The sequence below is a fragment of the Candidatus Bathyarchaeia archaeon genome, from assembly GCA_038882715.1.
Lineage (GTDB): Archaea > Thermoproteota > Bathyarchaeia > Bathyarchaeales > DTEX01 > DTEX01.
The window spans coordinates 1-18,897 of the sequence record JAVZNR010000010.1; the positions used below are offsets into that span (position 1 = coordinate 1).

Below are 18,897 nucleotides of genomic sequence, written 5' to 3' on the forward strand. Positions count from 1 at the left end.
GCGTCAAAGAATACTTTATTGAGGGAAATGTGAAAATCGACAATAAGATATGTCAGGGGATAGAGTGTAAGCTCTGCATTAAAGCCTGCCCAACCAACGCCCTCTACTGGGGCTATGGCAGAGTAAACTTAGTTGAAGACCTATGCGTCTACTGCGCGGCCTGCGTCCTAAGCTGTATAGTCGATGACTGCATTAAGGTGACGAGGAAGAGGGCTGATGGAAAAATAGAATCCTTCAGCAAGCCGGCTGAAGCGGTTAAGCTCCTTCAAACCCTAAGCTCGAAGAGAAGAGTTAATTTAGTGAGCCGCGTTTTTCAGCATTAGGCGCTTAGGCGCTAAAAAAAGGTGGATCCATCTTGAAGATCGCTGTAGCTGGGAAGGGCGGTGTGGGAAAAACCCTGATTTCCGGAACCCTAGCGCGCGTCTATGCGCGTCAGGGTTACAGGGTGTTGGCTGTTGACGCTGATCCAGCCATGAATTTAGCGTACGCGATAGGAATTCCGCCCGAAGTCTCATCGAGAATAGTGCCTATTGCCGAGAACACTTCGCTGATAGAGGAGAGAACCGGGGCTAAACCCGGCTCAGCTTTTGGAATATTCTTTAGCTTGACGCCGACGGTTGAAGATATAGCGGATAAGTATGGTGTGATTGGGCCCGATGGCGTTAGGCTGCTTGTTATGGGAACCATAAGATCAGGTGGCTCCGGATGCGCGTGTCCCGCTAACTCGCTTATAAGCGCCTTAATCAGGCATGTAGCCCTTAAAGAAGGCGACGTCGTTGTAATGGATTTGGAGGCTGGCTTGGAGCCGCTCGGCAGGGCGACCGCTAAGGGTTTCGACGCGCTTCTCTGTGTTGTTGAGCCGAGCGCCCCATCTATAGAGACAGCGATGAGAATAAAGAATTTGGCCGGCGAAATAGGCATAAAGCGGGTTTTCTTTGTCGGAAATAAGATTTCATCTGTTGAAGATAAAGAGTATGTTGAGGAAGCCTTCAGCAAAGTTGGCCTAAACCTGTTGCATCTTATCCCATTCGATGTATGTGTGGTTAAAGCTGGGAGGCTCCGCGTGGCGCCGATAGATTATTCGCCTTCGTCGCCGGCAGTATTGGCAATCAAGGAGCTAAGCGGGAAACTGATGAGAAGCCTGCTGAAAAAGGATTGATTTATTCTGCGCCTGTTTTCCTTGTTCTAAAGCAGCCTAGGCTATCATAGATGGTATGCGCCTACTAGAGACACAAGGACAACTCCCAATAAAATTTCTTAGCTACCATTTTTCTCCGCTAGTTCCGCTAGAATAGTTTTCTTTAAGATTTCCTTTAGATCTAGCATGGCTATGTTTGATTTTAAGGTTTCTCTTCTGAGACATGAAACATAAAGTTCCCTATCGAACCTCACTACGCCATTAATCTCCAAATTTAGTTCGGCGGCTTTATCCATGACTAGCTCCCTAATGTCCTCGGTGACTTTATTCGCTATAACCCAAAATTTCTTCTTTAGGGATTGAGCTACCTTTTTTAGTATTAGGGCCAGCTCCATGGATTCGGCTGTCGGGTCAACGATGACCATTAGTCCATCGGAAACCTCTTCAAGCCTCCTGCCCACATGCTCGATTCCGGCGTCGGTATCCACCAAGACAATCTCATTCTCTCTTAAGATAAGGTTGCCGAGCAGTATTCTTGCCAATATGTTGAATGGGCATGCGCAGCCTTCGCCATACTCCCTAACCTTACCCACGGTTACGAGCTTTATCCCATCGCTGGAGGTCGCTACATACTCTTCTGGCAGCAAATCTAGCCTTACTCCTCCCCTAGCCTTTGACAACGCTTGGACTATGTCCGGCTCTATTCTCTCAAAAACTTCCTCATCCTTTTTTCCGCCAACATATTCGACGAGGGGTTTTGGCGGCTTAACCCCTAAAAGATCCGGTAAGAGAACATTGGATTCGTCGGAGTCAACGATATAGACATTAAACTTCTCTGAGAGTATTTTAGCCATAAGGACTGTTAAAGCCGTCTTGCCAGTTCCGCCCTTCCCGCAAACCATGATCTTCATGCTTAACACCGTTAAACAGTGTACATGACATTTAATTAAATGTGTTTTGCAGATTTTAGCCTACTGGCTTTCTATAATGACGATTGAGTTTAATGCGTCAATAAGCGATATCTTCATGTTCGGTAGGATTCTCTCCTCAGCGTCCACATTTAGGATCTTGATGCATCCGCGATCCGCAGCTATGAGAGCAACGTTTTCGGCGACCAGTCTTCTGCCACCGTTTCTAGCATCATTAACATAGATTTTTAAGAGGCACATGGATTTTCCGCCCTCTCTTCAGATATTATTAGATATTAGAATGTTTTCCTCAAGATATACCTATGGTTCCCGCTGGCGCAATTAACAGAGAAGTTTATAGATGTCTTTCTTAACCTTATAATGAATGATGTTTAATGGACGCCTCCATATATCGAGAGATCATCGAGCATATAATGAGCGTACCAAAACCCACACCCAAGGATGTTCAAGCAGCCAAGATTAAGGTTGCTGAAAAATATGATTTAAGCGCGCTGCCACCGAACTCTGAACTCATAAAATTTCTGAGGCCGGAAGAGAGGCCTAGGCTCCTCAAGGTTTTAAGAAGAAAGAGCGTTCGAACAATCTCAGGGGTCACCGTTATCGCGGTTATGGCTAAGCCGTGGCCTTGCCCCAAGAAGGAGCCATGCGCATACTGTCCGGGAGGCCCATCATACGGCGTTCCGCAGAGCTATACTGGCCGTGAGCCAGCTACGATGCGCGGCCTACAATTCGACTTCGATCCATATAGGCAGGTTAGACATAGGATTGAGCAGCTTGAAGCCATAGGCCACTCAGTCGATAAAGTTGAGTTGATAGTTATGGGCGGAACCTTTCCCGCTATGCCGGAGGACTACCAAAAATACTTCATTAAGGAGTGTTTGGATGCTGTTACTGGGTTGCGCTCAACATCGATTGAGGAGGCGAAGAAGAACGCTGAGGTAAGCCGCGTAAGGAATGTCGGCATAACCGTTGAAACGCGGCCAGACTGGTGTAAAGAGCATCAAGTTGACTTGATGCTGTCTTATGGGACGACGCGCGTTGAGATAGGTGTACAAAACATTTACGACGACATATATGCGCTCGTAGATAGGGGGCATAGCGTCGAAGACGTCATAGAGGCGACCAGGATCCTTAAGGACGCGGGGTTAAAGGTAGTCTATCACATGATGCCGGGGCTTCCAGGATCAGATTTTAACAGGGACTTAGAGGCTTTTAGAAGAATTTTTTCTGAACCGGATTTTAAGCCCGATATGCTTAAGATATATCCGTGTCTAGTGGTTAAGGGGACTAAGATCTACGACTGGTGGGCTAAAGGTCTTTATAGGCCTTATACGACGGAGGAGGCCGCTAGGCTGGTTGCAGAGGTCAAGAAGATCACTCCAGAATGGGTTAGGATTATGCGCGTTCAAAGGGATATACCCGCATACCTCATAGAGGCCGGCGTAAAGAGTAGCAATCTTCGGGAGCTTGCCCTAAAGATGCTTAGAGATGAAGGTTTACGCTGCAGATGTATTAGGTGCCGTGAGGTCGGGCATAGGTGGCTTAAAGACCGCGTTAAACCCGACCCCGATAACATTAAGGTTTTGGTTAGGCGTTATGAAGCCTCTGGAGGCGAGGAATTCTTCATATCCATTGAGGATCCAGCGAACGATGTGTTGGTAGGCTATCTGAGACTTAGGATCCCATCCAGCATGGCCCATAGGCCGGAGATCTCCGGGAAAAATGCTTCTATAATAAGGGAGCTGCGCGTTCTAGGGCCCTTAGTTCCAGTTGGGAAACGTGAGGATGAGGGCTATCAGCATAGAGGCTTCGGCAAGTCTCTGCTGGAGGAAGCCGAGAGAATAAGCATTGAGCAGGGCTGCAGGAAGATTCTAGTTACAAGCGCTCTTGGAACAAAACGGTATTATATGCGTTTCGGCTACGTTTATGATGGACCCTACATGAGCAAAAACCTATATGGGTGAATAATAGCCTATAATAAAATGGCTACTTAGGGCTGATAAGTAACGCCCATGATGCTTAACTTAAAAGCAGTAAGGTGAATGTTAAAATGATGAAGGGCGCGGATAAATTTGAGAAAATAAGCGAGCTGGCCCGCAGAAGAGGCTTCTTCTGGCAGTCATATGAGATTTACGGTGGCGTAAGCGGCTTCATCTGCTGGGGTCCTTTCGGCGCCGTTATGAAGCGGAGGATAGAAGACAAGTTTAGAGAATTTTTCCTGAAGCGGCTAAATTTCTATGAGGTCGAGACGCCCATAATTGCTCCGGAGCGGGTTTTCAAGGCTTCTGGGCATGTGGAGCATTTTAAGGAGCCGATGGTTGAATGCTTAAAGTGTAGGAGGAAGTTTAGGGCAGACCATCTCCTTCAAGACCTCGCGAAGATAAGTTCGCAGGAAACCGACAGGATGGGGCTTCAGGATATTAAAAACGAGATTGAGCGCCACAATATTAAATGCCCGGAGTGCGGTGGAGAGTTTTCTGAGCCAAAATATTTTTTAACAATGTTTCAGACGAGTATTGGGCCGTACGCTGATAACGTCGGCTATGGGCGCCCGGAGGCTGCTCAAGGAATATTCGTCGAGTTTAAGCGCCTATATGAGCAGGTCAGGGAGCGCCTACCGATAGGTTTCGCCCAAATAGGTCACGCGTTGAGAAACGAGATATCGCCTAGGCAGGGGCCGATAAGGCTTAGAGAGTTCACAATAATCGACTTGGAGTTCTTCTTTGACCCGGAGAACGCGAAATGTCCGCTTCTAAATGAGGTTGCGGACGAGAGGTTGAGGGTTGTTTTAGCTAGGAATAGGCTTAGCGGAGACGAGAGCCCCGTGGAGTTAACAGTCAGGGAGATGGTGGCTGACGGATACATTATGGTTGAGTGGCTGGCGTTCTTCATGGCGCTGGCCAAACGGTTTGTCGCAGGCTTAGGCATACCGGAAGATAGGCAGCGCTTCATAGAGAAGCATCCTTGGGAAAGGGCACATTACTCCGCCCAAGGCTTTGATCAAGAGGTTTACCTTGAAAGATGGGGTTGGGTTGAGGTTGCGGGCTTCAATTATCGTACGGACTATGATTTGAAGGGGCATATGAGGGAGAGCGCCGTCGATATGAGGGTCTTTAAACCGAGCGAAAAGAACGGGGGCAGGCATTTTATTCCACACGTTATTGAGCCGAGTTTCGGGTCGGATCGCTTAGCTTACGCAACCCTAGAGTACGCGTACACGGTGAAGGACGGCAGGGTTATTCTTAAGCTGCCTAGGGACATAGCTCCAGTGCAGGTGGCTGTCTTGCCTCTAGTGAGCAGAGATGGGCTTCCCGAAAAAGCCAGAGAGGTCTACAAGGTTCTTTTAGATGAAGGCTTTACGGTCGAATACGATGAATCTGGCTATATTGGCAGACGATACGCACGGTTCGATGAGATAGGTGTCCCATTATGCATAACAGTAGACTATCAGACGCTTGAAGACAACACTGTAACAATACGTGATAGGGACACGTGGAGGCAGGTTAGAGCTGAGATAGGTAAAATGCCGCGGCTCATATACGAATACCTGCGCTACAGAATTAACTTTGAGGATTTAGGCTCCGCAGTCAAGAACTGAGCGGTTTTGAAGGCTACTGTTATAGGTAGATTTTTAAACAGTCTTTTTACTATCTCTTTTAGAGAATTAACACTGAATATTGAGGTTGGGGGCTTACAGTTGGTATTCCCAATAGAAGCCGAGCCGCGCGCAAAGAGAAGGGCTTTAAACCTATGCCAAGACCATTTGAGAAAGATCATTGAGATAGTTCGTAAGACAGCACAGCTAGTCGATAGCTTTGTCGCTGGAGATGCAGGTTCTGTGCTACATTCGTACGATGAAATTCAGAGACTAAGCGATGAGATAGCGGATTCAAAGAGAGCTGTCACGCAGGAGATTGTTGAGGTAGGCGCCATACTGCTCAACCGCGAAGACTTTCTAAGGTTCATTTACGTGATAAGCGAGATAGCTGATTTATGTAAGGGGGTATCGTTCAGGATACTGGTTATAGTTGAGCGGAAATGGGAGGTACCGCGGGAGCTCAAGAAAGGCATAGCCGAACTTTCAAGCGCTGTCTTCAACGCTATGATGAGGCTGAGAGACGCAGTGTTTGCGCTGAATTATGGTTCTCCACAAATGTTTGAAAAAGCTAGGGAGGTCGAGATCACTGAAAGAGAGGTCGACAACCTCTATAGGAGGGTGGAGATATCGTTACTGGAGCAAAATATTGAAGCATCCAAGATGCTTTTAATAAGGGACATAATAGGTCTCCTAGAGGATACGGCTGACAAAATAGAGGATGCCTCAGACGCCGTGAGGATTCTCTCCCTCGCCCTATAATCTCAGAGGACGTAAATATGACCTCAAACAAAAACGCAAAGATTGAAGCGGAGTTTCTAGAGAACTTTCTAGTAGTCTGGGATCCGAAAGACGGGTCAAACCTCTATAAAATAGGCTTCTATGGGAAACCGCTTGGAATACCGAAGCCTAAAAGCCCCGAATTTAATGTCCCGCTGGTGCTCGACCTAATGGAGGGCCTCTATTTACTGGAGAAGGGCATAATAGATGTTTTCGAGGGGCTGGAGAAAAGCAGGGTTAGCGTGAGGGTTCTGAGGGCTAGGGCTAGACAGGTTTACGAGGACTTTGACTTAAAGTTTGCTGTATACAAGGATTTAAGGGAGAAGGGCCTAGTCGTAACGCCTGGCGTAAAGTTTGGATGCGACTTCGCAGTATATAAGCAGGGTCCTGGGTTAGAGCATGCTCCCTACATGGTTTCAGTTAAGAGTAGAAAGGATGAGATAACGCCGACGGAGATAGTTAAAGCGGGGCGGCTTGCAACAACTGTTAGAAAACGATTTATTATAGCTGTTCCAGACCTTGAGAAGGGTAAAGTAGAGTACCTGATTTTTAAGTGGTTTAAAGCGTAAATGCAGGTTTAAGCGGCTTCTTCGCCAGTAGCTGTGGTTTTCTCCTCCTCGCTTTCCATAATTCTCATGTTTATCTGCAGAATATCTTCCGTTATAGTGTTTCCTCTAACCATCTTTCTTCTTCTTTCACCTTTATCCTTAGGTTTAAAGCCAACTCCACTACTTAACAGGATGCGCGTCTTCACGCCTCCGTGGACATCAGGCCTCATAGGGAATCCGTCCTTATCGCTTCCGCCCGTTATTATAAGCTTTACGCCGGGCATTCCAACCACTGAGCCGTCAACTATATCACCTATCTTTCTGCCAATCAACGGGGTGGCTCTAGCCCCCTCCACCTCAACAGACTTTGATTTGCCGGTTTTGGGATCCGAAACTATTATCTTGAACTTAGCCATACTTTGTTCTCTCCAAGAGATATTCTTGAAAAAATGAGTTTCGACATATAAATTATTCGCATAAATAGCCTTTGGATGAAACGTAGAGTCTTGGAAGCGGTATGAGGGGAACAATAATATTTGGGTAAAGCCCTATAGAAAGAGTTTTTTCCTCCATAATGTCCTCCTCGCATATGTAGAACTCATGGGTTTCAAGGAAACCCTTCAGTAATCGGGCTTCGGCGGCATAATCGGTTTTAGTTATGTTCATGTATTGAAACGTGTAATGCCTTAATATCGCTGAGGAAGTTATGGATTTTAAGGGCTCTGCCTCTAGATTAGCCTCAACATATGTTAAATCAACTGGCAGCCAACCCCACGGTGGAATAAAAACCATTGCCCAGCCGTGCCAACCAACTCTAATCTGTCTGAACAAGAGATGCCCGCTGTAATATGTTCTATTGCTGTTCCAGCCGCTAATATATATGCAGCCAACCTGCAAATAAGCTGGTATGCCGACCGCGCGGCAAAACGTTATGAGCAGATTTGCTTGGTCGTCGCAGTCTCCTCTACGGCTCAAAAATGTTTCTATAGGATACTTCGGGAGTTCGGAGGTTTCATATTTGATTTCCCTCGCTATCCACGAGACGAACCTCTTAATAATTTTCAGAACATTAGTTTCATTACCAACTATTTTTAGGGCTTCCTCCATGAGCGTGGATACGTTCGACTGCCAGAGACTTGTCGGCTGACAATGCTCTTTTCGAAGATCTTCCGGGATCTCGTCGATTCTCCCAGAGATCTCCTCCGAAATGTTCGGCAGCTTCCTCTCCTTAAATATTAAAACATATGTAGCATTATAGCCTACTTTTTCGCCGGGCACGATTGATTCTCTTCCAAGGTTTAGTATGAGCACAGCGTTCCCATTAGAATCTTTCTTAATACTCTCTATACTGTGAGAAACCCTAGCCAGATAAGCCTCCTGCCAGCTATTGTTAATAAATAGGCCTACTGCCCTATCGTTATCAGTTAAGTTCCATATCTTTTTCTCCTCTCTATTTTCGAAGAGGACTTTCATGGTTAGGCTGAAGACCTTCCCTTCTAGCGGCGGCCTATAGGTAGCTTGCCTTAAAACTGCCAGCAGCAGGAACGCTAAGAGCATTAGGATGATTAAGTAGTCTCGTACTTTTGCTGCTGTTTTCGGCTCTATGTCAAAACGGCTTACTTGAGTAGATATGGGCATCAAAAGATAAATTGTCACGAAGGCTTAAATAATTGTCTTTTTGCAGAATATTATGGTGAAATTTTATGCAGATCAAAGTTGGCGAAACATCAATCGAGCTCGTTAAAGGGAATATAACTGAGCTGGATGTCGAATGCATCGTTAACGCGGCGAACAGTTTACTCAAGATGGGCGGAGGGGTTGCCGGCGCGATAAGAAGGAAAGGCGGGCAGAAAATACAGGATGAATGCGATGAAATAGTTGCTAAAAATGGACCTGTGCCGGTCGGAGGAGCCGTTATAACAGGCGGAGGAAACTTAAAGGCGAAATATGTTATACACGCTGTCGGCCCGGTTTACGGTGAAGGTGACGAGGAAAGGAAGCTTAGGGAGGCAACCCTAAATAGTCTTAGAATTGCTGAGCAACATAATATATCCAGCATAGCGTTCCCAGCGATCTCGACAGGCGCCTTCGGGTTGCCGAAAAAGATCTGCGCTGAAACAATGATAGCGGCGACGCTATCATATGTCAGGGGCGGGACAAGCATAAAAAGAATAATTTTCTGCTTATATGATGAGGAAACATTCAACGTATTTAGGGAGGTTCTTGAAAGATTTAAGGCTGGTTAGTGGGACGCATCTATTTATGGTCTTCCTAAAAAGCAATTTGTTCGGATACGTCTGCGCGGAGATAATTGACGATTTAAAGCAATAAGTTTTTTAGATGTTTTCTCAGAGATTTATCTATGCTACCCCTAATCGAGGAATATAAGAACAAAATTTTCAAGCTGATTGAAAGGATATACTCAGAGGAATGGGAAGACATTTTGAACGCCTCTAAAATTATGGCTGACTGCGTCAAAGAAAACAATTTAATTTATGCTTTCGGCGCCGGGCACTCCATGGCTTTGGCTCTGGATATTTTTTATCGTGCTGGCGGCCTGCCTCAAGTTTATCCAATGCTTGACCTAAGCGTGTCAGCCTATAACGGCGCCATTAAAAGTACAGAGCTTGAAAAGCTGCCTGGATACGCTAGGGTTCTAATTAATTATTATGGCTTGAAGGAGGGAGAAACGCTTATAATTGTTTCTAATTCAGGGAACAGGGTTCTTCCAGTTGAAGCTGGGATTGAAGCAAGGAAGAGGGGGGTAAAGGTTATCGCTATAACTTCGGAGGAGTACTCTAAGTCTCTTCCGGTCGAGAACCCTTATGGGAAAAAGCTATTTGAGGTTGCCGATGTCTCCATAGATAATAAGATGCCGCCCGGAGATGCCGTAATAGACGTAGAGGGTTTATCGGCGAAGATAGCGCCTGTATCCACAATAATAAACTCCTTCATCTTACAGAGCCTAGTGATCGCCACAGTTGATAAGCTGATTAAGGATGGTGTTAAGCCTAGAATTTGGGTGAGCGCGCATATACCCGGTGGAGAAGAGAAGAATAGGGCGATACTGGCAGAATACTTCAGGAGAATCAAGCCTCTATAGGCGGTTACCTATGTCTAAGTTTTATGCGGCTCTAAGTGATCATGGGCTTAACGCGGGGTGAAATATCCTTTGCATAGGAAACTGGTTCTCGGGGTTGATGGTGGAGCAACAAAAACCATATGCGTTATTTCTGATGAAGATTTTAGGGTTGTTGGGGTTGGAAAAGCTGGCCCATGCAACTATAATGTTGTCGGCGTCGAGAACGCTCGAAGAAACGTTGAAAAAGCTATTCAGATGGCTTATTCAAGTATTAGTGATGGGCAGCTGAAGGGTAAAGTAGCCGACGTGGGATGCTTTGGGATCGGCGGGTTGACGACGCAGCGTGATTACGAGATAATCTCCAGTAAAATAGTTCCATTAGAATCCGCTAGAAACAGGGTAATAGTTAACGATGTTGTAGTCGCCTTCTACGCTGCAACAGGCGGCGAACCGGGCATAGTTGTTGTCGCCGGCACTGGCTCCATAGCCTACGGCATGAATAGTAGGGGGGAGAGCATGATATCCAGCGGATGGGGTTGGCTTATAGGCGATGAGGGGAGCGCCTTCTACATAGCGAGGCAGGCGCTGGCTTCAGCCACGAAGGCCTATGATGGGAGAGGGAGAAAAACCATTCTGGTGGACATGTTTAGGGAGGAGTTTGGGGTAAGCGACTTTAAAGATATAGTTCCAAAAATCTACCATGAGGTTACGTCAACCAATATTGCCTTGCTGTCTAGAGTAGTTTTTTCAGCTGCGAGAAGAGGCGACAGGGTGGCGATGAAAATATTGAGGGATGCGGGTGAGGAGTTAGGTAAAGCGGCGGTTGCCATAGCGAGGAGACTTTTCAATAAAGGTGAGCGTATAGTGGTTGGCGTGTCGGGCGGCGTCTTCAGAGCGGATTTAACGGTGTGGGAGCACTTCAAGAAATACGTGTCAAAGCGGCTGCCAAACGTCATATTCACTCCTCCAGTAGAGCATCCGGTTGTAGGCGCGCTGATAATGGGATATAAGGCTCTTAACTTAGAGATAAGCGACGAGGATAAGTTGTCTCTGATGGAAAATGTGGCGCGTGAAATTGGGGAGTAAACGCTTCCCTTTAAATCCAAAGATATCGGGAACTTTGTGTTCGGCTGGGCATCGAAAATCCTTAAATGGGCTACCGCTCTAGTGAATGTTGGTGGATTAATATGGAGAGGAAGCCTTGCCCAAACATAGAAGTTAACTTGGAGAATTGTCCATGCACGTATCCATGCGATATTAAAGGTATCTGCTGCCAATGCCTACTTAACCATAGATTGCATGGCGAGTTACCGGCATGCTATTTCCCACCTGAAGTCGAGAGAACGTATGATAGATCCATAAGAAGGTTTATAGCGGTTTACAGAAAATAGCGGAATAAAGATGTGCTTCCAGAGATTCACAGAATATATGCGTGGGGTTCACCATGCTCGACGTCGTTACTCTGGGTGAAATGCTAGTTCAATTTAACCCTGTTACAACTGGGCCCTTAAGGCACGTGGTGTACTTTGAGAAGCATGCTGCGGGTTCGGAGGCCAACTTTGCGATAGGCATGGTTAGGCTCGGCTTTAAGGCGGGGTTTATAACTCGCGTTGGAAACGATGAGTTTGGGAAATATATTCTCTCTGTTTTAAGGGGTGAGGGTGTAGATACCTCAAGGGTTAAGATAGACTATGAGGCGCCAACCGGCATATATTTTATACAGAGGGGTTACCCTATACCGGAGAGGAGCTCCGTGCTCTATTATAGGCGGGGTTCAGCTGCGAGCAGAATGTCGCCTGGAGACATAGATGAGAACTACATTAAGGGCTCTAGGCTGCTGCATTTAACGGGGATCACGCCCGCTTTAAGCGAGAGTTGCAGAGAAGCCACATTTAAATCGTTGAGGATTGCTGTTGAAAACAAGATTATGGTTTCCTTCGACACGAATATTAGATTGAAGCTCTGGCTTAAAGCGGAAAAAGCCCGAGAGACGTTGCTCCCAATGATTGAGAAGGCAGACATAGTCTTGACTGAACCAGAAGACGCTGAGATCCTAATAGGCGAGAAAGATCCGGGAAAAATAATTGATAGGATGCTTGCGCTGGGCCCAAGGATAATTGCAGTTAAGCTCGGCGCAGAAGGGGCTGTAGCGTCCGATGGGCGAGCGATTTTTGTGAAGTCAGGGTTTAAAGTCCCGGTTGTCGATGTTATCGGCGCGGGGGACGCGTTTGCGGCCGGATTTATAGCGAGCATTCTTCGAGGGAGAAGCCTAGAAGAGGCCTTAATGTTTGGTAACGCCGCCGGCGCACTGGTTGTAGCTGTTAGGGGCGATATAGAAAATCTGCCATCATGGGAGGATATTGAGAAGTTTTTGGCTTTCCAGAGAAAGGAGCCCGTGGTGCTCAGGTGAGGGGAAAAGCAAATCTTTTTTCTTAGCCGTTAGCCGGATGCCCAGAGAGGTGAAATCTTTCTCATTATCGTGATTATTTCGCCTAAAGCCTCCATCTCGTCGGCGCTTAACTTATCCTTAAACTTGCTGTTTAGGAGCCTTGCATGCTCCTCTGGAATATGAGAGTAAAGTATGTCTCCCTCATCGAAATGTCTCCCGACGATCGGCCTATCTATTGAGATGGCAACCTGCCTCCCTTTTCCAGCATTTGGGATCGCTGCGCCCTTATCCTGTATCTGCAGTATTTCGCCTATCTCCTTCCCTTCGCCTGTCATTAACCTTATTCTAGGCTTTATCTGTCCGGCTAGGATCTCCACGCCAACTATTGCTGGCTTAGATCTACGGAAAACGTAGCCCGGCAGAACCTTTATCTTCGCCGGCTTAACCAGCCTCTCAAATTCGCCTCTCTCACGCGTCTCCTTCTCGCTTCTCATCCACTTAATATACTCGTCAATCAAGTGGTAGATGACGTTGTGCCAGAAGATGGGTATATTGTGCGCTTTCGCCTCTTCCTCAGCGTCGGGTAAAACCTTAACATTAAATGCTAGGACGACGCCGTATAAAGGCTCCTTCTCTTTAACGATTGTGGCTTCAGTCACATCTCTCTTCGACACGTCGCCAACGTCCGCCAATCTTACCGGGACACCGTTCCTAGAAAGGCTTTCAGCTATAGCCTCTAGGGAGCCCAATGTATCCGCCTTCAAGACAACTCCATCAATCTCGGTCGATATCCTTATTTTCCCAATCTCCTCTAAAACCTCCTTAACATATTCGTCTACCTTAGCCTCTGAGGGAACCACGTACACCGGCGCCCCGGCCAGAGCGCCTTCAAGGTTTGGTGCAACAATTTTCACTCCGGCAGCCGCGTAAACCTCATCAACGGATAGGAATCTCTCTCTGGGATCCCTTATCTCATCGAGCGGTTTAGGCATTAATATTGCCCTTACGCTTGTCACAATGGGTTTCTCCTTGCCGCCTAGCACTATTATGTCGCCTTTCCTCAAAACGCCGTCATAAATTATCGCGTTCACGGTTACGCCTAAACCAACCTCCTCCCTAACCTCTAGGACCGTGCCTTTTGCTGGGCCGCTGGTTGTTTGGAGTCTCCCTCTAAGATACTGCTGCGTTAAGCCCGCTAAAACCGCTATAAGCTCCGGTATTCCTTCACCCGTTTTCGCGCTTGTCGGTATGATGGCCACCGTTTTTGTAAAGTCTCTTATCCTATCAAATCTATCGGCCCTGAAAGATAGCTCAGAGAACTTCCCAATGATCCTATAGAGATGTTCGTCGAGGATCTGCCTAACAGCAGGCTCCTGCCTCTTGTAGGATTCTAGGAATGGAGCGTTGGGGTAGGGTTTCCAGCCCGGTATTCTGTCAATCTTGTTTGCTGCCACTAGAAAAGGCGTCTTCCTAGACTTTAAGATCTCAATAACTTCGTATGTTTGAGCCTCAAAACCCTTCAAAATATCTATGACGAGTATCGCTATGTCAGCTATTCCGCCGCCCCTACGCCTCAGGTTCGCGAAAGCCTCATGTCCCGGGGTATCGATCACTAAGAGCCCCGGTATCCGGATTTCGCCGCCAACGATCCTTAGAAATGGGCCAGCTATCTCCTTTAAAGTATCTATTGGAAAGAAGCTTGCGCCTATATGCTGAGTCATGCCTCCAACTTCACGGGCTTGAACACTAGTCTTTCTAATTAAGTCTAGAAGCGTGGTCTTGCCAGTATCAACGTGACCGAGGACACAGACGATAGGTTGCCTGATTCGAGTCTCCAATTCAAATCACTCTCGCCTTACCCAACCCTAAGAACCGCATCGCTTGGCTGCCTAGGCGGCTGCGTTCCGCGCGGTTAAGCAATGGATAAGTAGACAAGATATATAAATGAATCTCCGCTTAGATACGGCTCTTACAAAGGAGGCGAGGAAGCGCGGGGAGTCGATGAAGACGCTATGTAGCTAGTATCTTCATGTAATCAACGTTTCTCTTAACGAGCTCTACTGCGGCATTTATTCTTCTTGAATCCTTCGGCTTTATTCTTCCAATAATTTTCTGCACATGCTGGAGCGTCGTATAAGTGTCGTATGGTACAAGTATTAATGGAATATTGAGTTCATCAGCCCTTGGGAAAACCCTCACGTTTGGATATAGATTTCCAGTCAACACGATCGCTGCTACATCGGTTTCAAGAGCTGTTAAAATTATGTCTGTTCGATCACCGCCCGTGATTACAAGCTCATTAGTCACTTTTCGGAAGTATTTTGCCGCGCTCTCAGGGGTCATTGCACCTATGAGAATAGCCTCAACCATCTTATCCAACCCATCCTTTCCAGCTAAGACCCTTCCGCCGATGAAGTCGCATATTTCTCTAACGGTGGGAGCGCTTAGCATTTTATCTTCAGGAATCAAACCTAAAACGTTAATGCCAGATTTCTCGATAAACGGCTTAATTACCCGCTCAGTCCGCTCCAACCTGTCCTGCGGTATCCGATTCAAAATGACGCCGAATATTCTAGTACCCCACCTTATACAGCAGTCCTGAACCTGCAGAACGTCATCTACAACAGAATCCTCTCCAGCTTTCTCGACCAAAAGTATTTCGGCGTTAAAGTCCCTTGCGAGTTTCGGAACAGGGCATCCTGCAAAGGCGCCTGTGGAGAAAGTGGGCGGCCCCTCTATAAGCATTAAATCCGCTTTCTTTGAGATCTTCTCGTAGGCCTCATGTATTTTTTCAATGCAGGATTTTATGTCAATCCTTGTAAAATCCTCTAGAAACTCGTCTTTTCTAAGCACTAGTGGGCATATATCGCTGCTCTCACATCTCATGTTCAGGATCGATCCAATTATCTCCGCATCCTCATCTACGTGTTCTCTTCCAGGGATCAGTGAGGAGCTAAAACCTATAGGCTTAAAGTATCCGACGCTCTTGCCCATCTCCTTAGTAATAGATATGAGCGCCATTATAATAGCGCTTTTACCTGAAAGCTCATCCGTCGAAGCAACGTATATTGCTTTTTTAACCAACTTACATCCCTCACATATACTTTAAACTTAAATCCTACTTATTATTATTCTTATGTCAACCCCTAAGCATCCTTCGCCGCTCTCATAAACAAAAAGCGGGTTAACCTCCATCTCAGATATCTCCTTGACCTGCATCATAATCTGCGATATCTTGAGGATCACATCGATAACCGCATCTATATCTGAGGGCGGCTCACCTCTAACGCCTCTAAGGAGAGTATAAGCTCTGGTCTCCTCAATCATCTGGGCTGCTTCAGACCTTGTCAGCGGGCCTAGGCGATACGAGACGTCTCTCAGGAAGTTAACGTATATCCCGCCTAAACCAAACATTATTAATGGGCCGAACTGAGGGTCTCTAACCGCGCCGACGATGACCTCCTTACCTGGAGGCGCCATTTTCTGCACGAGGACGCCGGTTATCCTTGCGCCTGGAATAGCGGAACGCGCTCTCCTCACTAAAATCTCATAGTTTTCTTCGGCTTCGCTGCGGCTTCTAACGCCTAGTATAACGCCGCCGATATCTGTCTTATGCAGTATATCGGGTGAGACTATTTTTAGGACGACCGGGTAGCCGATTGAATCAGCTATTTTTCCGGCTTCCTCCCTGCTCCTAGCTATTCCAGCCGTCGGCATAGGTATGCCCGCCGCCTTAGCCACCTCAATAACCTCATCGACCATTAGAGTTGGGCGCCCCTCCAGCCTTGCGCGGTTGACTATATCCGCTATCTTCCCTATGTTTACGTCTAGCTGCGGAGCTAGTCCTTCAACCGGCATATCACGTATGAGGCTGTATTCATGCATTGTTTTTAGAACGAAGGCAGCTGATTCTGGGAAAGCGTAATTCGGTATGCGGCCCTCCTTAAGCGTTCTGATGGCTGGAGAAGTGTCTTCAAGCCCCATGAAGGACGCTATTATCGGTTTAGTGGACGATTTTCCCACCTCGGCAACAACCTTAGCGATCTCCTCACATGGGGTTACAGCTTGCGGCGTTAAAATAACTATTATTCCATCCACATTTCCACTCTTTAAACCGGACTCTAAAGCCAATTTATACCGGTTTTCTTCAGCGTCACCTAGAACATCCAGCGGATTACTTAGGCTTGCATGGGGAGGCATCTGCTCCCGAAGCTTCTCTATTATCTCGTACTCCAGCAGCGGTAGATCTAACCCCATCTTCTCGCATGCGTCAGCCGTTAATATACCTGGGCCTCCGCCGTTCGTCACTATTAAGACCCTTTTACCTTTTGGGATTGGCTGTAGGCTGAACGATATAACAAGGTTAAACAGCTCCTCCAGAGTGTTAACCCTTATTATCCCAGCTTTTTTGAAGGCTGCTGAGAAGGCTGTCTCTGACCCCGCCAACGATCCCGTGTGGGATGAAACCGCTTTTACTCCGGCGCTAGTTGTTCCAGCTTTTATGGCTATTATAGGCTTTTTTCTAGAGACTCTCCTAGCTACTTCAACGAAGCGTTCGCCCTCCTTAACGCCCTCTACATAAAGCCCAATAACCCTAGTATCCTCATCTTCGCCTAAAGCCTCTATGAAGTCAGCTTCGTTTAAATCAGCCTCATTACCTAAGCTTACGAACTTCGTGAACCCAATCTCGTTTCTAATAGCCCAATTCAATATAGCGCTTCCAAGAGCCCCGCTCTGTGAGACAAACGCTATGTTTCCTGGCAGAGGCATTGAGGGCGCAAATGAGGCGTTCACCCTGCTTTGAACGCTTATTATGCCTAGACAATTGGGGCCCTGCATGCGCATCCCGTATTTCCGACATATGCTGACGACTTCGCGTTCTAGCTGCGCCCCCTCCCTGCCGGTCTCGCTAAAGCCAGCTGAGATGACGATTAAACCCTTAACCCCCTTTAAACCGCAATCCTCGACAACTGACGGCACAATTTTGGCTGGAACAACTATTACCGCTAGGTCAACTTCTCCGGGGGTTTCTCTTATGCTTCTGTAGCATTTAAAGCCAAGTATCTCGTCAGCGTTCGGGTTTATTGGGTATAAAGCCCCTTTAAAGCCAGCTTCAACGATGTTTCTGAATACTCTGTGCCCAACCTTAGAGGGGTCTCTGCTTGCACCGATAACGGCTATGGATCTTGGGTTGAAGAACGCGTCCAGCTTCATAGGCAACCCTCGTTAACTTGGGATATCTGTCGAATCCTCATTTTAAGCGCTTAAGCTGAATATATATCTAGCTCTTAAAGTATAAGGCGCATTTATCTTAAATGAAAATTTTATTCGATTTTTAGGGGGTTAAAAAGCTAATATTATATCCGACTTCTCTATTCTCCGTTTCTAAAATCTGCGAGTATTTTCTCCTTAACCATGTCAAAATGCTCAGGTAGTTTTTGCGGCGGAAGGTTCCTGCTCAGGTACTCTGAGAAGTATTTTGTGTATTTTTCCATGCTTTCTGAAGCCAGCATCTCCGCGTACTTCGCTATGTGTTCACCGCGTATTCTAGACTCATCTGGCAGTATGGATTCATCATGTGGAACTTCTATCCCCGCATCCACGAATCCCTTCATTGTTGCAAATACGGCTGCACCCCTTGAAGGTGTATGTAAACCTATATCTAATACGGCTTCCCTAACACCTTTCTTAGCAGCCTTTAGGCCGCACAGCATCCCGGTCAAATATGCTGCCGGAAGATTGTTTAAGTCTCCAAGCCAATTATACTTCTTCCTCAACTCGCGGGAGTGCGCTGACGCTATAACCACATCTCCTATAACCGTTGCCCTCACAAGCTGAGCTATTATGTTTCTATTGGTTTTTCTGACGATAAGCCTAGGTAAACCTGAAAGTATAAGCTTTTTTCTAAGCCTGTAGTCTGTTTTACCCTCTCTACGCCTCCTGAACGGAACGCTATACGAGGGCCCTTCAGCCATCATCGCTTCCTCCTTAAACCATGCGCCTCAATATAACGGTGCAAGTCCGCAGTTGACTTAAAGGCGCCCGCCTTAGCCTTAAGATATAGCTGCCTGTAAACTCTAACAGATATAACGTGCTTCTCCTTAAGTTCACGAAGCCTCCTTCTTAAAGACCTGATCCTCTCAACCCAATCCTTCTGATGGCTAACTCTAGCGCTCATGGCACCGCTTCTGCTCCCCATTCCCCTACGCCTACCCTTCCTCTTCTTCTCGTGAGCGATGCGCGCTCTGGCGCGGCTAACCCCTCTATCCTTCAGTTTCCTTATGACGCCCTCATGTATCAGCCTTTTAATATCTTCCCTAGTTATTGCGGCTTCAACATTCTCAATTTTTTCGGGATCTATCCAAACTCTATCCTCACCGACGCCTAGAATTTCCGCAGCCATCCTGCGCTGGCTCTTTAAACTCAATTTCAAACA

The 18,897-nt window shown here is 46.9% G+C and carries 20 protein-coding genes; 11 read left to right on the top strand and 9 right to left on the bottom strand.

Annotated elements, in window-relative coordinates; translation table 11 throughout:
• Positions 1-323 (top strand): 4Fe-4S binding protein (locus QXR61_06780; protein ID MEM3757648.1); only part of this gene is annotated, 323 nt, incomplete at its 5' end.
• Positions 324-355: 32 nt separating this feature from the next.
• Complete coding sequence (locus QXR61_06785; protein ID MEM3757649.1) at positions 356-1,159, top strand: AAA family ATPase; 804 nt, start codon at positions 356-358, stop codon at positions 1,157-1,159.
• Positions 1,160-1,257: 98 nt separating this feature from the next.
• Here the strand turns inward: QXR61_06785 and QXR61_06790 are convergent, their stop codons facing one another.
• Complete coding sequence (locus QXR61_06790) at positions 1,258-2,049, bottom strand: ATP-binding protein (GenBank protein MEM3757650.1); 792 nt, start codon at positions 2,047-2,049, stop codon at positions 1,258-1,260.
• A 60-nt stretch (positions 2,050-2,109) separates the two neighbouring features.
• The gene (locus QXR61_06795; GenBank protein ID MEM3757651.1) at positions 2,110-2,307 is read right to left on the bottom strand and encodes a hypothetical protein; all 198 of its coding nucleotides are present in this window, start codon (positions 2,305-2,307) and stop codon (positions 2,110-2,112) included.
• A gap of 134 nt (positions 2,308-2,441) precedes the next feature.
• On the opposite strand from QXR61_06795, the gene QXR61_06800 reads away from it, so the two are divergent.
• From QXR61_06800 to endA, 4 genes are all read left to right on the top strand, one after another.
• Entirely contained in the window at positions 2,442-4,031 is a 1,590-nt protein-coding gene (locus QXR61_06800) for a tRNA uridine(34) 5-carboxymethylaminomethyl modification radical SAM/GNAT enzyme Elp3 (protein MEM3757652.1), read from the top strand.
• An 86-nt stretch (positions 4,032-4,117) separates the two neighbouring features.
• The gene (gene glyS, locus QXR61_06805; protein ID MEM3757653.1) at positions 4,118-5,665 is read left to right on the top strand and encodes a glycine--tRNA ligase; all 1,548 of its coding nucleotides are present in this window, start codon (positions 4,118-4,120) and stop codon (positions 5,663-5,665) included.
• Between the two features lie 6 nt (positions 5,666-5,671).
• Positions 5,672-6,424: a DUF47 family protein gene (locus QXR61_06810; protein MEM3757654.1), complete on the top strand. Its 753-nt coding sequence runs from the start codon at positions 5,672-5,674 to the stop codon at positions 6,422-6,424.
• Positions 6,425-6,441: 17 nt separating this feature from the next.
• Complete coding sequence (endA, locus tag QXR61_06815) at positions 6,442-7,011, top strand: tRNA-intron lyase (GenBank protein ID MEM3757655.1); 570 nt, start codon at positions 6,442-6,444, stop codon at positions 7,009-7,011.
• 8 nt (positions 7,012-7,019) lie between these two features.
• Here the strand turns inward: endA and QXR61_06820 are convergent, their stop codons facing one another.
• Together QXR61_06820 and QXR61_06825 are read right to left on the bottom strand one after the other, a co-directional pair.
• Positions 7,020-7,406, bottom strand: a complete 387-nt coding sequence (locus QXR61_06820; GenBank protein ID MEM3757656.1) for a 30S ribosomal protein S6e — start codon at positions 7,404-7,406, stop codon at positions 7,020-7,022.
• A gap of 52 nt (positions 7,407-7,458) precedes the next feature.
• Positions 7,459-8,628, bottom strand: coding sequence for a transglutaminase-like domain-containing protein (locus QXR61_06825; protein ID MEM3757657.1), 1,170 nt, complete (start codon positions 8,626-8,628; stop codon positions 7,459-7,461).
• A 65-nt stretch (positions 8,629-8,693) separates the two neighbouring features.
• On the opposite strand from QXR61_06825, the gene QXR61_06830 reads away from it, so the two are divergent.
• The 5 genes from QXR61_06830 (at position 8,694) to QXR61_06850 (ending at position 12,482) form a co-directional block, all read left to right on the top strand.
• Entirely contained in the window at positions 8,694-9,236 is a 543-nt protein-coding gene (locus QXR61_06830) for a macro domain-containing protein (GenBank protein MEM3757658.1), read from the top strand.
• Between the two features lie 116 nt (positions 9,237-9,352).
• Complete coding sequence (locus QXR61_06835) at positions 9,353-10,093, top strand: SIS domain-containing protein (protein MEM3757659.1); 741 nt, start codon at positions 9,353-9,355, stop codon at positions 10,091-10,093.
• 69 nt (positions 10,094-10,162) lie between these two features.
• Positions 10,163-11,158, top strand: coding sequence for a BadF/BadG/BcrA/BcrD ATPase family protein (locus tag QXR61_06840; GenBank protein MEM3757660.1), 996 nt, complete (start codon positions 10,163-10,165; stop codon positions 11,156-11,158).
• A gap of 101 nt (positions 11,159-11,259) precedes the next feature.
• Positions 11,260-11,463, top strand: coding sequence for a hypothetical protein (locus QXR61_06845; protein ID MEM3757661.1), 204 nt, complete (start codon positions 11,260-11,262; stop codon positions 11,461-11,463).
• A 53-nt stretch (positions 11,464-11,516) separates the two neighbouring features.
• Complete coding sequence (locus QXR61_06850) at positions 11,517-12,482, top strand: sugar kinase (GenBank protein ID MEM3757662.1); 966 nt, start codon at positions 11,517-11,519, stop codon at positions 12,480-12,482.
• A 29-nt stretch (positions 12,483-12,511) separates the two neighbouring features.
• On the opposite strand, the gene infB is transcribed toward QXR61_06850, so the two are convergent.
• From infB to QXR61_06875, 5 genes are all read right to left on the bottom strand, one after another.
• A complete protein-coding gene (infB, locus tag QXR61_06855; protein ID MEM3757663.1) occupies positions 12,512-14,299 on the bottom strand; it encodes a translation initiation factor IF-2 in 1,788 nt (595 codons plus the stop codon).
• Between the two features lie 172 nt (positions 14,300-14,471).
• Entirely contained in the window at positions 14,472-15,545 is a 1,074-nt protein-coding gene (locus QXR61_06860) for a phosphotransacetylase family protein (protein MEM3757664.1), read from the bottom strand.
• Between the two features lie 27 nt (positions 15,546-15,572).
• A complete protein-coding gene (locus QXR61_06865; GenBank protein ID MEM3757665.1) occupies positions 15,573-17,675 on the bottom strand; it encodes an acetate--CoA ligase in 2,103 nt (700 codons plus the stop codon).
• A gap of 158 nt (positions 17,676-17,833) precedes the next feature.
• On the bottom strand, positions 17,834-18,436 hold the full coding sequence (locus QXR61_06870; protein ID MEM3757666.1) for a 50S ribosomal protein L18: 603 nt from the start codon (positions 18,434-18,436) through the stop codon (positions 17,834-17,836).
• Complete coding sequence (locus QXR61_06875) at positions 18,436-18,888, bottom strand: 50S ribosomal protein L19e (protein MEM3757667.1); 453 nt, start codon at positions 18,886-18,888, stop codon at positions 18,436-18,438. Before QXR61_06875 ends, QXR61_06870 begins: the two co-directional genes overlap by 1 nt.
• Positions 18,889-18,897: the final 9 nt, after the last annotated feature.